This window comes from Marinobacter sp. F4206 (assembly GCF_019392195.1).
Taxonomy (GTDB): Bacteria; Pseudomonadota; Gammaproteobacteria; order Pseudomonadales; family Oleiphilaceae; genus Marinobacter.
On the sequence record NZ_JAHXKI010000002.1, the window covers coordinates 1,638,247 to 1,651,347 of the forward strand.

A 13,101-nucleotide genomic window follows, 5' to 3' on the forward strand; every position below is an offset into this window, starting at 1 on the left:
CTGTCCGTACATCCACCGAAAAGGTGAGACAGACTTATGGGATACCTGCCTCCGCTCGACCCCGACCGCGTTGCCCTGATCGAGAGTCACGGTTTAACGCTCAAACAGCTGGAACCCCTGGGCGTTGAGGTCTACGGCGCCGATGTTCGTTCCGAACTACCCAAGCCCGTCATTGAGGCTCTGGAAGTCGAAATGGCGAACCGGGGCTTCATCGTCTTCAAGCATCAGACCGACCTCTCACCCGATGAACTGATCAACGCCAGCAAATGGTGGGGGGCTCACGAAATCCACTCCACCCACGGAGTCCATCCCGCGACGCCGGGACGAAACCGGCACATCTTCCGTTGTTCCAACGACGCCCGCTACGGCATCCTCGGGGTCGGCCCCCAGTGGCACAACGATGGCAGCTTCGAAGCCGCAACCTTCTCCCATTCGGCCTACTACATGGCCCGGGCGCCAGAGCGGGGCGGCGGCACCCACTTCGCTCATCAGGGCGCGGCCTTTGACGCGCTGCCGGAGGAAAAGCAGGCGTTCTGGCAACGCCTGGTCTCCGTTAACTCGGCCTCAAGCGTGACGCATCCCGTGGTCCATACCCATCCCGTTTCCGGCCGAAAAAGCGTGTGGCTGCACCTGGGCATGACCGGGGCGGTTCTGGAGCGGTTACCGGAGGAGGGTCTCTCTATCGAGGATCTGCAGAAGGCGCCGGCGACCGCCGACAAGTTCCGGCTACTGAACGAAGCCGAAATGAAGGAACTGTTCAACGACTACAACGACCTGATGAACGAGTCGTTCGAGCGTGGCTATGGTATCCGTTACCACTATGACCACGGCGATCTGCTCTTCATCGATAACTGGGCCGTCGCCCACAGAGCCGCGCCTGAGGCCCATATGCCGGCTCAAGAGCAAGGGTTGAGAATCATGGATCGTGTCACGATCAAGTCACCACGGGAGTTGTCGCCTCACTTCGGCCTGCCCACCTACATCAACATGTCCGGCCCCCATCCCTTCAACAAGGATGGCGTTTGGCAGGCCGGGGGTGTGGGATTCCGTTGGAAGGATGATATACGGCTGCAGAACTGAGCAACGAGCGTGCCCGCCTAACGCGGCGGGCCAACCCACCACCGAGGAATTCGAAACGGCCACGAACTGAAACGTTCATATTCAAACCGACCACCTCGTAGCCACGGTTCAGGCACTGCTGAACCATTTACTGGCCATAGTTCTCGAAGGACTGCTCAACTCCCAGGTGGACCCTGTAATCCCATTCTTCATCGCGCCCCGCACAGTCGACCATGGAAATCGCCTTCATGCCCAAGGCATCAAGATTGGCGCGATCGCGAATACAGCCTGACGATGGGATTGTTATTTTTCATGGGAAACCTGCCCTGCAGAGTGTATTTCTTCCTGGAACATAATGTCAGTAAACACCCGGCATCAACCGGTAGCGCACGCGTCGCGCATAGTCGCGATACCCCGGCAATTCCTCCTGCAGAGTCTGGTCCTCCAGCACCGTTCTGACCACCGCAATGATCAGCGCCACCGCCGCCGGAATCAGTGTCCACATTGAGCTCAGGGCCAGCACGATGCCCACCAATGCCACAATATTTCCGGCATAGCCCGGATGCCGAACAATCCTGTAGGGGCCGCTGTCACACACCACATGCCCTCGATCCAACTGAATGCGCACAACGCTTGAGAAAAATCGGTTCTCTATCAATGCCCACGTAGCAAACGCGTATCCGAGAGTGGTCAGGAGGAAGCCGAGCACAATGAGCCCCAACGGAAATTCCGGTGACCAGCCATAGCGATGATCCAGCCCCGACACAATAACCAGCGGGAAACTCACGCTCAGAGCCATCAACGGTGCAAGTACTTTGTCCCAGGCTTTGGCGCTTTGGGCCTTCTCCATATTTTGTCGTTCGGCCATCAATCCCGGATGCCGCCTTTCCGCCCAAATGTGCCCGCCGAGGCCGACGACAAATATCAGCAGGGAATAGCCCCACCCCTGCCACCAACCAAGATCCCCTCCGCACACCAGGAGGACAAGTGGTATCAACAGATAAAGCACCACCAACCTGCCCCACTGATGAGGGGACGCTGCCTGAGCTACCTTTGAATGCTGCGCATCCGACGACATATCGATGACCCCAAAATCACGAGACCTCGGTTAAAAGGGGCGAGCCCGGAACAATGGGAATAGATTCTTGGTCACTGACCACCATCATTCTCTGCCGGAAATATCGGGTGCCATCGTCTGACCGATCCGCGGCCAAAGGCGTCTCCCACAAAAAACTCCGGCAGGGCACCGGACGGCTCGCTCAGAGAGGCGCCGTAATGGCTACTTACCCAGGATTCATTGTAGCCGGCCAGATTAAGCAGCGTCGGGAATACCTGAAAATGGCTGGTTCGGTCATTACCCGTCGATTGAGCCGACCTGAACCTTGCAAGGGTTCCCGGGTCATTGGAAAAAACCATCATCGGCACAATGCCCTCAAAGCGATTCGCTCTCGGCCGGCAGTGGGTGGCCAACGTCCCGTCATCGACGATGTTTTGGCCATGATCGCTGGTATAGATAATGACGTACTTCCTGAATTCGGCGCTTTCGGATAACAGGCCCTTAAACCAGTCATCGACGCTCCAACGTAGCCCATTCAAATAGGAGTTCAGGGATTTTTCTCTGTCGTTCATTGGCTCGCCTGGCTCAAGAGCCGGGGTGAAAATGGTGGACGCCTCGGGATAGCTCCTGAAGTACGGAAAGTGAATGCCATGCTTATTGAGCATGATGAAGGTCTTACCCGACTGCTCGAGCAGATCTATCAACGTGTCCCGGGCAATACCGTCGCTCTCATAGGTAAGGTTCTGGCGAAGCCTTAGCAGTTCGTCGATGAAGGTCGCCTCATGGTCGTTCATGAAGTTCTGGTAGTTCGCCCAGGCCTCTGCATTCTGAGCATCCAGGTACACATTGGAATACCCCGCCCTGCGGGTGAATTGCCAGATCGAGGGGGTCTTCAAGCTTGTCTGATCCTGGTCCGGGATCGCCTCTTTTCTAATCCCTGTCCTGAGGATGAGATTGGAATAATCACTGCAGTTTGACGATGACGCGGCCAACCCAAAATTCACCAGACCAGAATCCAGTGAGCTGAGGTAGGGGGTGGTTTCCCTCTTGTATCCGTTGATGCCCAGAATGTCCGCGCGGATGCTTTCATCCACAATCAGAACGATTTTCTCGACCGATGAGTCCAACGGCCCCGCGTAGCTAACCTCCAACCTCTCGCCCTCATATAGGTCACTTTGGCCGGCAAACATGAGCAGAGCCGGCACCCTGAAAAACGAAGGATACCGATCAAAAATGCCATCGCTGGTTAGCAGAACAATGTAGACAAGCAGGACGACGCTGACAGGAACGGCGTAGAACTTCCCGGGGATAGTGAATTTCAGGAGGCGCGGCAGACGTTCGATGAGAATAATAAGCGGCACAAGAATGATAAAAAGCGGCAGCACTGCCAGGCCAATATTCTCAACCACTGCCCCGGCCCACCACTGAAAATAACTCACGATCAGATCGGCCTGCTGGAAATCGATTGGCGCTTTTGAGACAAGAACGGAGCCAATATTGGAAAGAAAGAAGAAGACAAAAAACGGCAGGGTTATGGTTCGAAAAAGACTGCGGCCACTGAAAAACACCAGGAATACACCTGCCACGCTCCAGAGCAACACCATCACGGACAGGAGAAGTTCCGTGATCTGACCCTGACGCCACAGCAGCCGAAACGGATACAAAAAGTCGGAGAACATTCCGAATTCTGCCACCAGAAGAACCGAAACCGCCCCGAGACCAATAGCCTTTCCCACACTGTGATCTGCCATAGATTTCCCGCCCCGCCGGTCCGGCAACAACAGGCCAAAGACCCGGCACCCATCATAGCGTCTTCAAGGCGCCGAGGAATTGATCCCGGTAGACCAAAAGCTTGATTCCGGCCCCCGCCGGGACTTTACTGAAAGTGTCCCGGCTTTTTTTCTGCGAGGGGTTAACGTTTCGTTTCCGGACAGTCGAACGCGGGTTACAGGGGCTTTGAAAAGGAGTGGTGCAGTACTTGTTACTTGAATCCAGGAAAGGAGGCAAGTTATGGATATGCCCACGTTCGACGAGCTCAAGGATCTGGCTCAGCGTGATCCGGCAGGCTTCGAGGTTTTACGCGCGGAAGCGATTGAAGACTGTATTCGCCGGAGTTCGGAGTGCAATCAACGCCGACTGCGGGGCCTGCAGTTTGTGATCGAGGCCCGACGCCGGGTAGCCGGCAGTCCGATGAAGGCATTGTTGGATATTCAGGCGATGATGTACGAGTCATTGCTCGGTCTGCAACAAGCCCTGCTGGATCAGCAGCGCCCCTGTGCGCCACGGGGGCAGGCCAGCGCGCGAGTCCTGCACCTTAAACCACCGCGACCCTCTGTGGATTAATGGTGTAACGCCAGGGTATCCCGGGGGCCGCAAAGCCGGGCCTGAGTATGTCGGTGTGCCCCTTTGCCGAGGGGCAAGATGCAATTTCGCACTGCCTATCTGAGCTTCCGGAAAACATGCGGATCAATCGCCCCAGCGCCAAACATGCCGCCCGAGAGAGCACCAGCGATGCCCGGGCACATTACATCCTGACCTGCCAGGAACAGACCGGGAACAGGCGTGCGGGCGTTGAGTGCGTCTGACAACATGCGGCGCGGGGTCGTTTCCACGCCATAGAACCCGCCCTTTTCGTGGCCGGTAAATGATGCAGTGGCCAGTGGTGTGCCCAGTTCATGGTAGACGATCAGCGGTGCCAGATCCGGGAACTTCGTCTTGAAGAACTCCAGCATCCTGGATTCGATACTCTGCTTGAACGATGCCCACTCATCGGCACGTTCCTCCGCACCGCCATCCGCGAATTCAGCCACCGACGACCAGTCGGCCCAAAGCAGCATATCCCCCGTGTGCTTGTTCGTCGGACCCGGATCGTGCGCGGGATCCTTCAGAGACGAAAACGACACAAACATCATCGGAATTGGCTCGCCGTCTGCCGCGGCCCAGATCGCATCATTGGTGTCCCAGCTTTCGTAAAACCAATGGTTCGAGCGGGTCGCGCCGTGTTGGGCGATGTCTCCCTCGAAGCCGAGAAAGAGATCGAAGTGGCAGATCGACGGCTTGAAAGTGGCGATTTCGCGAGCCCAGTGCTGTTGGCGAATGTCCTCCGGGAGCAGGCGCTTCACGGTTTCACCGGCGCCAATCGCCGAGACGATGAAGGGCGCGTGGAATTCTTCCCCGGACTTGGTGCGCACACCGACGGCTCTGCCATCATCCAGCACGATCCCATCAACCGGTGTTCCAGCCCTGGCGGCGCCGCCGGCCGCGTCAATCACCGGGACAAGTCCCCTGGCGATGGCGGCGGCCCCCCCGACGGGATAGCCAGCGCCTTCAAGATAGTGCCCCATGATCGTGGCGTGAATGGCGAAACTCGCTTCTTTCGGTTTGCCGCCGTAGGTGCCCCACTGCGCCGACAGCACAGTGGCAAGCTTCGGATTGCTGATCAGTTCCGCGATGACCTCACCCGTTGTACGCCCGCACCAGCGCTGAATCTTCCGCTTGTTCCACCAGTGATGGGCGGAACGGAACGGCTCCGGCATTGCTCGCTCGACACCCACCATGTGCCCGGCTTCCTCAGCCGACAGCAACGCCTCGAAGTAGGCGTCTATTTCGGCAGCGTTATCGGGGAAACGGTCTTTCAGCTCCATCTTGTAGGCTTCAGCCGGGCGCCCCACGGAAATTTCGAAGCCATCCGGGAAGTGCAGCGTGTCATAGACGGTGCCAACCGAGCGGAACTCGATGGTGCCACCGCTGAGCCAGTCCACGATGCGGCCCGCAAGCTGGTCATGCCCGAACGTGCCGCAGTAATGAAGGCCGACATCCCAGGTGAAACCATCGCGAGAAAACGTGTGGGTGAGCCCGCCAATCGTCTGGGCTTGCTCGAGTAGCAGGACTTTATGATCCAACCGGGAAAGTGCCGCGGCCGTCGTCATGCCGCCCATACCGGACCCAATGACAATGACGTCGAACTCGCTTGCTGAAGATGTAGCTGCCATTCGACGACATCTCCTCTTCTCATCCGTGTACTGGATGATTATAGCTGTCGCTGATCCGATGTCAGGTCAACAGAGCTACCGTCTCATACCGCCTCGGATTCAGGCTCATCTCCACCCCGCAACACCAAATACAGAAGCGGGCCTGCAGAAACAAACACCGCGGTCAGAACGAAAAACGGGATGAGATAGCCCAGCCCTTTGCCTCGGCTCTTGGCGTCCTAGTACATCCAAACACAGGCCAACGTGGCGAGAATGTAGAGATCGATGACAACCTGAGCGGTATCCGGGCTAGACATCAGCTGGGCACCGAAGGCCAGAAGCGACTGCTCTGATACACCCGAGTTTATGGCGCTTTTGTAGGTTTTTCATTTTCTTATTACTACACTGTTGATCGACAACGACTGCCCGTTAAACCTGATCGCCTGCTCCACACCATCCTTTTTTGCATCGATATGGAGATGCGGCTCAGATGTATTTCCCGAATTACCGATCTCAGCCAACTGTTGCCCTAAAGCCACGACCTCACCCTCTGCCACTTTGATACTTCCTCGCTTTAAGTGGGCCATGAAGACATCAGCCTCGGCGCACTTCAGCACCACATAGTTGCCTTCCGGTTGCCCTGTATCGGGGTGTCCTGGAGGATTGTCCGGTAGATCCGCGCGAACCTTGAAAACAACTCCTCGACACGGGCTGTAAAGCTTCTCGCCAAAAATTTCGTAGGCGCCAAGCCCTCTCGGGCCTATGCCATGTGCCCGATTTCCCAGTGAGTTTAACTTGACGATGTCCACCGCAAGCTTGCTGTTGCTCAACGCGTGGAAAGGGTTTGTGATGCGGCTGTTCCCGCCTTGAAGCACGTAATAGGTTCCTGATCTAAGCGGGAAGGCCAACTCAGCCGTTTTCCCTGCGGGATAATTTGACCCGATGGCCAAGGCATTCAGCACCAAAAACGGAAGAAGAACCAAGATAGACGGCATTGGGAGTCGGTTATCCCCCGCTGAAAAATGCTGGCTATTACGCCTCGCTCGGAAGTAGGAGAACACCGCAGCAACGGCAAATAACCAGAGCACAACATACCGCAAGTAATAACTTGTGAAAGCCCAAGGGCCGGTCATAAACGCGAAGACGATGATATTTCCACAAGCCAATAACCGGACAAACCAATTCGCCCAGCTTCGAAAGGGAAAAGTGAGGAGCCAGGCGAAACCCACTCCCGAAAGAAGGATTGGATAGGCCGCGAACGCTATGGGAAGAATTCCACTCATGACGTTAAATGATCAAAGGTGCGTAACGCCGGCGGCAGGGGCGCGAAGTTAGGAACTTCCCTTGACCGCACTTGTTATACCATTACTACCCATGACGAATGGGCGCTGTGAAGTAGGAAGAAATAATAAAGATCAGAAGCCCGAAAAATACAGAAGCCACCACGACCTCAACACTAAATCCACCTAAGACCTTCCCCAACAAATAGCCACCTGTAGAGCCAATACCGAAAGAGGCCCACATGCTGGCCCCACCCTGCACCGAGATAGTTGATTTGCAGTGAGGGCACTCAATGGCCTTCTGCTCGGATGGAGTCAGCCTCTGACGAATCAGATTGAAAAACGGCAAGGTTTCTGTGCAATAGGGGCAGGTTTTTATTTTGCCACCTCATGTTCTAACGCCCGGCTCACGCGCCGGTTTGGAGCCGCGAAGCGGCGGAAAATTGGCGCTGTGCAGCCGTTGGTTATGCCCTGTGCCCGATTTCGGATACAGCATCCCACGGACGAATATTCTTCAGTTGATCCTCTAGGGCATCTTCCGCAATCTCAATGTCATAGGCTGCCTGAGCTCGCAACCAGTAGCCATTGGACAAACCAAAGAAACGACAGAGTCGCAGGTCCGTATCTGCGGTAATCGCACGCTTTCCGGCAATAATCTGGCCGATCCTCTGAGCAGGCACCCCAATCTCTTTAGCCAAGCGGTATTGAGAAATACCCATCGGCTCAAGGAACTCTTCCTTCAGTAACTCGCCTGGCGTTACAGCTTCAATGTTGCGCATGAGTTACCTCCTAATGGTAATCAACAATTTCGACATCTTCCGCGCCGGCCCTGGTCCAGCGGAAGCAAACCCGGAACTGCCTGTTGATTCGAATGCTGTGCTGACCTTGGCGGTCACCATGCAATGGCTCCAACATATTTCCGGGCGGTACTTTGAGATCATCCAACTGGCTTGCAGCCTGAAGTTGCCGAATTTTCCTCAAGGCAACTCGCTCAAAATTGACGAAGCGTCTGACGCGGCGTCCGGTGGAGGCCGTAGGCCGGAACGAATTTGATTGCCTTGTTAAATATCTCCACTCCCAACCTTCAGTTCACGAACCCGCTGTTCCATCCGCTGCGCTTGTTCAAGTGCTTCATCTCCAATTTTCTGGCCTGAGATAACCACATTGATTCCCGCTAAAATTTTCTGCTCTAAGTTCCTCTGCAACCAGCCAATTTTTCCAACATTCACTTTTTCAAACTGCTCAAGCTCGGTCTGGCTGAGAAACGAATTGATCAACTGGCGGACGCCGCCGTCGAGGTGCCAATTTAGTTTCTTTTCGTCTTGATCACCCCAGTGAATAACCAGCGCTACTCGAGTGATCGAAGCTTGATATGTTGACAGCAAAGCCCAGAGGTACTCCCCAACATATGGCCGTATGCGTTCACGGGAACCAACATTGTCCTTGTACATTGCAGTCATATTTTCAATGGAAACCTCACCAACTAACTGCTTAAAATCTGGATGATTTTTACTGTTCTTGTATTCGTCTACAGTAAGGATATCTATAAAGCCCATGATCGCAGGAACGTTCTTTCTCGCCAATAAAATTGCGTCCCAGAGCGTTTCAACTCCATCGAGTTTCCGTTCAATCGCGATTTTTTGTGTTGAGCTAATCGAGGATGTCGCAAATCTCAGCCTCTCCGCCTCTTGTTCAAATGAGTTCTTTAGCAGCAGAGCATTCTTATCAGCTTCTGCTTGTAACTCAGAATTTAGCCGGGCGAGATTTTGGTCATATTCATGCTGAATACTTTGGCGAAGGCGTTCTGCAATCCAAGTTCTTGCAAGCCAAATAATAGCTCCAGAAAGAACTGCACTGGCTAGCGCAGAGGACAGCAACGTTGTCAGGAATTCGTTCAGTTCTAAATTCATATTTAACGTCGTTGTTTAACGGCGCCCGTGTAGCTCAGCGAAACGGGCGTCCGGTGGAGGGTCATCGGCCAGAACGTAATACAATTATTGGTTAAATATATTAGATGCTGGGCATCACTTTTACGGCTCATTGCTGTGAGCCTTTTTAATACCGATCAATGCAACGATGCTGCCCATTACTGCTGCAATGCTCATTAGAACCACACTTACGACCTCAAAACGCGAGTATTCCGGTCCAACTATAGCGACTACACTGGCGAATACAGCGAACAAGAACAAAAACACGGTCATCGTGAAGCTGGCTTTTAACCGTGCCGATGGCGCAATCATGGCTGCTGACCAGGAGTAAGCCCACCCAACAAAACCGGCCGTAACCAGGGGCATAAAATACAAGAAAATCCAGCCGTCCTCCGAATAACCCCCTGTCATTTTCATCCCAAACCACTGCATCAGATGGAAAGCAGCTCCACCAGCGAGACCAGCAACCGGCGGCACGACCGGAACGAAAAGCCACCTCCACCAATGATATTTGTCCTTCTGATTCTCGATCTCAGACATCCAGTCAACTTAGATTTAACGCCGCCAGCATGCGCGGCTTTGTAGTGGAGGCGAAGCCGCAACGAAAAAGGCGTCGCCGTGCCTGGCCTTGTTAGGCGAGTCCATGGGGTTAACCCTCTGGCCCACTGAATGCCTTCTTAAATATTTCTTGCCTGTGCTCTTCGCTTTCAGGTATCCAGCTAACCTCATTAGGGTAGCGATTATCTAGACGGTAGTAGATATCATTTTTTTGTAGGTAAGACACAAACCGATCCTTGTTCTTCTTACTTGTCATAACTTCGGATATTTCGCCTTTTCGAATCTCAACACCATCTGGTGTTGTGGTTTTTACGATCTCGCTATCAATCACTCTAGGTTCTGGGCTATCACACCCGACAATAAAAAATGACAATAGCAGTATGATTAGTGGCTTCATTTTTTTTCGCCTAACAGCTAATTCAACGACAAATGACATATATCACGCAGCGCCTATTTCCGAACCAGCGCCTGCCATTCTTTCGCGTTAATGTTTATAAATCAGTGAACTACAGCATAGACTACCCGGACACCAACTGGAAATAGGCGTCATTTGTCGTATATCTCCAGAGCCTGAGTGCGTTCTATCCACCAAACCATCAATCACTTTTACACTTAAAAACAGTTACTTATGATTTCATGTCCGGAATTTTCCGACATTTGTCGCTGAACTCCGTGCCGACTGCGCCGAATCTCACCCGCTTTCTGGCGAACGCCATTTCACGACTCAGTCCCCAACTTTAAATATTACAGGGAGTTAAGCTAGTATCGCTCTGGATTGCGTCAAAAAGGGACTTGTATGAAACGTTTGCTGATTGTTCTCGTTGTCGCTGTTGCCGGTCTTTCGGGGTTCGCGTACTACAAAATTACCAGTTCAGTGACTGACGGTCTTGAACTCGCCAAGATGCAGGTGGCACCGTTCGCCGCCATGGAATACGGCAGTGTATCCACGAACTTCTCGGGAGACATTACGGTGAACGATCTTCGCTTCACGTCCCGGGCAACGTCTGAGGTGATTGCGGTAGACAAGGTCGCCCTTGGAACCGGCAGCCCCTGGGCTCTGCTAACGCTCAAGGATCACCTTCAGTCCGGCCAGATGCCGGACTACCTGAAATTTTCTCTTGAAGGGCTCAAGGCCGATATGGCGTTCATGTCCAATCTCGAACAGGCCGCCGAGGGCGACAATCCGTTCAGTCAATTGGAAACCGCGGGATGCGGAGATCGCCGCTACTTCAACCGAAGTGACCTGGCGCGGATGGGCTATGACTACCTCACGCTGGATATGGACGTGGCCTACCGGCTGTCCGAAACCGGCAACCAGCTCACGCTAACCATCGACACGGTCTCCCGGAACCAGATGGCGGTGGGCCTGGAAATGGTCGTATACCATTCAGGCTCGTTCAACGAGATGGCCTTGTCGCCACAGGTGGCGAAGACCGCACAACTGGAGGCGGCCAGCATTGAGTTGGAAGATCTGGGTTACCTGAACCGCATCCTGGATTTCTGCGCCAACGAATTGGAGATGGACACCGAGGCGTATCGCGCCCGGCATCTGGAAGCCTGGACCGCGGAATGGCAGGCGATGGGCCTGAAGCCGAGCGACAGTCTTGTGGAGGTTTACCAGGACTACCTCACACACCCGGGCAGTACGCTGACGTTCCAGATGGAACCTTTCCCGGCTCTGGATCTCGGGGACAACTACCTGAGCCCGGACCCCGTCTATCTGAGCGGGCGCCTGAACCCGAAACTGGGCACGGAACGGTCCGGCCTGCAGTCCATCAGCGTCAGCCAGGCGGACACGGCTGTCGCCGAGGAGCGCAGCAGCCCATCATCTACCTCCGAGTCCGCGCCATCAAAGCCAGCGGCACCGGAACCTACCCGATCCGCACCGGCCCGCTCCGAGGGTCGGATCTCCCTGGCCCAGCTTGATGATCATCTCCAGCACGATGTGCAGATCCAGCTGGCCGACGGCCGAGCGATCAAGGGCCGCATCCAGGCCGTGGAAGGCAACGCCCTGAAACTCAAACGCCACATGTATGGCGGTACCCTGGTGGTTCCCGTTCCCCTGGGTGACATCCGCAGCGTCACTCTACTCTAAGGCTTGCGCCGGCTAGGCTCTGCCCGGAAGCCATCGGGGAGAGCCTAGCCGATTCGACTACCACTCCAACTGAGCCCCGGTCTGGTACTCGATCACCCGCGTCTCGAAGAAGTTCTTTTCCTTCCTCAGGGTCGCCTGCTCATCCAGCCAGGGCGAGACGTTCCTCGCGCCGGGGAAGGGTTCGTCCAGGCCGACTGTACGAGCCCGGCGGTTGGCGACGAAACGGAACTGTTCACTGTGATACTCGGCGGAGTAACCCAGGATCGGGTCGCGCAGGATGTAGTTGGCGTATTCCGTTTCGGCCGCTTCGGATTCGTCCCACATGGCGCGCACGGCTTGCGGGTCGAAGCGGATGTTCTCCTCCTCCACGATCTGGTTCACCACCTTCAGCCCGAAGGAGAAGTGCATGGCTTCGTCCCGCAGGATGTACTGCAGCTGTTCGCCGGTGCCGCGCATGAGGCCGCGGCGCTGCAGGGCGAAGATGGGGCTGAAGCCGTTGTAGAACCAGGTGCCTTCGAACACCGCTGCGAAGAACAGGTAGGACATGATGAATTCCTGCAGGTCGTCGCGGTTGCGCAGGTTCAGGTCCGGGCGCATGGCGGCGTCCAGCCTTCGGTTGGCGATCTGGATCTTGCCGTTGATGGCCGGCACCACCCGGTAGCGGTTATAGATCTCACTCTGGTCCAGGTTCAGGGTTTCGATGCAGTGCTGGTAGGCCCAGGTGTGCATGGCCTCTTCGTACACCTGCCGGGCCTGGTAGATCTGCAGTTCCGGCGCGCTCATCTTCTCCATCACCGCCAGGCCGATGTTGCGCATGGCCAGGATGTCGGAGGTGGTCAGGTAGGCCAGCACGTTCTCGTACACGTGCTTTTCCGGGGCGGTGAGCCGGTGGTGGTAGTCGTGGACGTCCTGGGCCAGGTTCACGTCCAGCGGGGTCCAGTGGTTCTTGTTGGCGTTCATGAAGTACTCCCAGGCCCAGGGGTACTTGAACGGGGCGAGCTGGTTGATGTCCGTCTCGCCGTTGATCACGCGTTTGTCGTCCGCGTTGACCGGCGCGGGAGCGCCGGGGTTGGGGTTGCCGCCGGCGCGATCGGCCGGCGTGCTTGCGGTTTTGGGTTCGTCGTCCCAGTCGAGCATGGTCTGCGCCTCTTGA

General features: G+C 55.4%; 12 protein-coding genes and 2 pseudogenes. 3 read left to right on the forward strand and 11 right to left on the reverse strand.

What is annotated here, in order from left to right:
• Positions 1 to 36 precede the first annotated feature (36 nt).
• Complete coding sequence (locus KZO34_RS09920; RefSeq protein ID WP_219476113.1) at positions 37 to 1,080, forward strand: TauD/TfdA dioxygenase family protein; 1,044 nt, start codon at positions 37 to 39, stop codon at positions 1,078 to 1,080.
• Positions 1,081 to 1,417: 337 nt separating this feature from the next.
• Here KZO34_RS09920 and KZO34_RS09925 read toward each other — a convergent pair whose 3' ends face one another.
• Positions 1,418 to 1,927, reverse strand: a complete 510-nt coding sequence (locus tag KZO34_RS09925) for a methyltransferase family protein (protein ID WP_219476118.1) — start codon at positions 1,925 to 1,927, stop codon at positions 1,418 to 1,420.
• A gap of 281 nt (positions 1,928 to 2,208) precedes the next feature.
• Positions 2,209 to 3,867 carry a sulfatase-like hydrolase/transferase gene (locus KZO34_RS09930; protein ID WP_219476119.1) on the reverse strand — a complete coding sequence of 553 codons (1,659 nt, stop codon included), beginning with the start codon at positions 3,865 to 3,867 and terminating at the stop codon, positions 2,209 to 2,211.
• Between the two features lie 259 nt (positions 3,868 to 4,126).
• Between KZO34_RS09930 and KZO34_RS09935 the strand changes: the two genes are divergently transcribed.
• Positions 4,127 to 4,459 (forward strand): DUF3135 domain-containing protein, encoded by a 333-nt coding sequence (locus tag KZO34_RS09935; RefSeq protein ID WP_219476121.1) that lies wholly within the window; start codon positions 4,127 to 4,129, stop codon positions 4,457 to 4,459.
• A gap of 95 nt (positions 4,460 to 4,554) precedes the next feature.
• Here KZO34_RS09935 and KZO34_RS09940 read toward each other — a convergent pair whose 3' ends face one another.
• The 8 genes and pseudogenes from KZO34_RS09940 to KZO34_RS09970 form a co-directional block, all read right to left on the reverse strand.
• On the reverse strand, positions 4,555 to 6,108 hold the full coding sequence (locus KZO34_RS09940; protein WP_219476123.1) for a phytoene desaturase family protein: 1,554 nt from the start codon (positions 6,106 to 6,108) through the stop codon (positions 4,555 to 4,557).
• Between the two features lie 83 nt (positions 6,109 to 6,191).
• Positions 6,192 to 6,455 (reverse strand): annotated as a pseudogene (locus KZO34_RS18680) (DUF2834 domain-containing protein).
• 18 nt (positions 6,456 to 6,473) lie between these two features.
• Positions 6,474 to 7,370: a M23 family metallopeptidase gene (locus KZO34_RS09945; protein WP_219476125.1), complete on the reverse strand. Its 897-nt coding sequence runs from the start codon at positions 7,368 to 7,370 to the stop codon at positions 6,474 to 6,476.
• 461 nt (positions 7,371 to 7,831) lie between these two features.
• Positions 7,832 to 8,146 carry a HigA family addiction module antitoxin gene (locus tag KZO34_RS09950; RefSeq protein WP_219476127.1) on the reverse strand — a complete coding sequence of 105 codons (315 nt, stop codon included), beginning with the start codon at positions 8,144 to 8,146 and terminating at the stop codon, positions 7,832 to 7,834.
• Positions 8,147 to 8,156: 10 nt separating this feature from the next.
• Positions 8,157 to 8,378 (reverse strand): annotated as a pseudogene (locus KZO34_RS09955) (type II toxin-antitoxin system RelE/ParE family toxin); the annotation flags it as partial.
• Between the two features lie 50 nt (positions 8,379 to 8,428).
• Positions 8,429 to 9,277 carry a hypothetical protein gene (locus KZO34_RS09960; protein WP_219476129.1) on the reverse strand — a complete coding sequence of 283 codons (849 nt, stop codon included), beginning with the start codon at positions 9,275 to 9,277 and terminating at the stop codon, positions 8,429 to 8,431.
• Positions 9,278 to 9,397: 120 nt separating this feature from the next.
• Positions 9,398 to 9,835: a hypothetical protein gene (locus KZO34_RS09965; protein ID WP_219476130.1), complete on the reverse strand. Its 438-nt coding sequence runs from the start codon at positions 9,833 to 9,835 to the stop codon at positions 9,398 to 9,400.
• A 109-nt stretch (positions 9,836 to 9,944) separates the two neighbouring features.
• Positions 9,945 to 10,289 carry a hypothetical protein gene (locus tag KZO34_RS09970; RefSeq protein WP_219476131.1) on the reverse strand — a complete coding sequence of 115 codons (345 nt, stop codon included), beginning with the start codon at positions 10,287 to 10,289 and terminating at the stop codon, positions 9,945 to 9,947.
• A gap of 360 nt (positions 10,290 to 10,649) precedes the next feature.
• Here KZO34_RS09970 and KZO34_RS09975 point away from each other — a divergent pair, with 360 nt between their 5' ends.
• Positions 10,650 to 11,948, forward strand: coding sequence for a hypothetical protein (locus KZO34_RS09975; protein ID WP_219476132.1), 1,299 nt, complete (start codon positions 10,650 to 10,652; stop codon positions 11,946 to 11,948).
• A gap of 57 nt (positions 11,949 to 12,005) precedes the next feature.
• Here KZO34_RS09975 and KZO34_RS09980 read toward each other — a convergent pair whose 3' ends face one another.
• Positions 12,006 to 13,085: a ribonucleotide-diphosphate reductase subunit beta gene (locus KZO34_RS09980; protein WP_219476133.1), complete on the reverse strand. Its 1,080-nt coding sequence runs from the start codon at positions 13,083 to 13,085 to the stop codon at positions 12,006 to 12,008.
• Positions 13,086 to 13,101: the final 16 nt, after the last annotated feature.

Excerpts from the sequence above, each read along its gene's own strand:
- KZO34_RS09920 (WP_219476113.1), top strand. The coding sequence starts at position 37 with ATGGGATACCTGCCTCCGCTCGACCCCGACCGCGTTGCCCTGATCGAG.
- KZO34_RS09925 (WP_219476118.1), bottom strand. The coding sequence starts at position 1,927 with ATGGCCGAACGACAAAATATGGAGAAGGCCCAAAGCGCCAAAGCCTGG.
- KZO34_RS09930 (WP_219476119.1), bottom strand. The coding sequence starts at position 3,867 with ATGGCAGATCACAGTGTGGGAAAGGCTATTGGTCTCGGGGCGGTTTCG.
- KZO34_RS09935 (WP_219476121.1), top strand. The coding sequence starts at position 4,127 with ATGGATATGCCCACGTTCGACGAGCTCAAGGATCTGGCTCAGCGTGAT.
- KZO34_RS09940 (WP_219476123.1), bottom strand. The coding sequence starts at position 6,108 with ATGGCAGCTACATCTTCAGCAAGCGAGTTCGACGTCATTGTCATTGGG.
- KZO34_RS09945 (WP_219476125.1), bottom strand. The coding sequence starts at position 7,370 with ATGAGTGGAATTCTTCCCATAGCGTTCGCGGCCTATCCAATCCTTCTT.
- KZO34_RS09950 (WP_219476127.1), bottom strand. The coding sequence starts at position 8,146 with ATGCGCAACATTGAAGCTGTAACGCCAGGCGAGTTACTGAAGGAAGAG.
- KZO34_RS09960 (WP_219476129.1), bottom strand. The coding sequence starts at position 9,277 with ATGAATTTAGAACTGAACGAATTCCTGACAACGTTGCTGTCCTCTGCG.
- KZO34_RS09965 (WP_219476130.1), bottom strand. The coding sequence starts at position 9,835 with ATGTCTGAGATCGAGAATCAGAAGGACAAATATCATTGGTGGAGGTGG.
- KZO34_RS09970 (WP_219476131.1), bottom strand. The coding sequence starts at position 10,289 with ATGTCATTTGTCGTTGAATTAGCTGTTAGGCGAAAAAAAATGAAGCCA.
- KZO34_RS09975 (WP_219476132.1), top strand. The coding sequence starts at position 10,650 with ATGAAACGTTTGCTGATTGTTCTCGTTGTCGCTGTTGCCGGTCTTTCG.
- KZO34_RS09980 (WP_219476133.1), bottom strand. The coding sequence starts at position 13,085 with ATGCTCGACTGGGACGACGAACCCAAAACCGCAAGCACGCCGGCCGAT.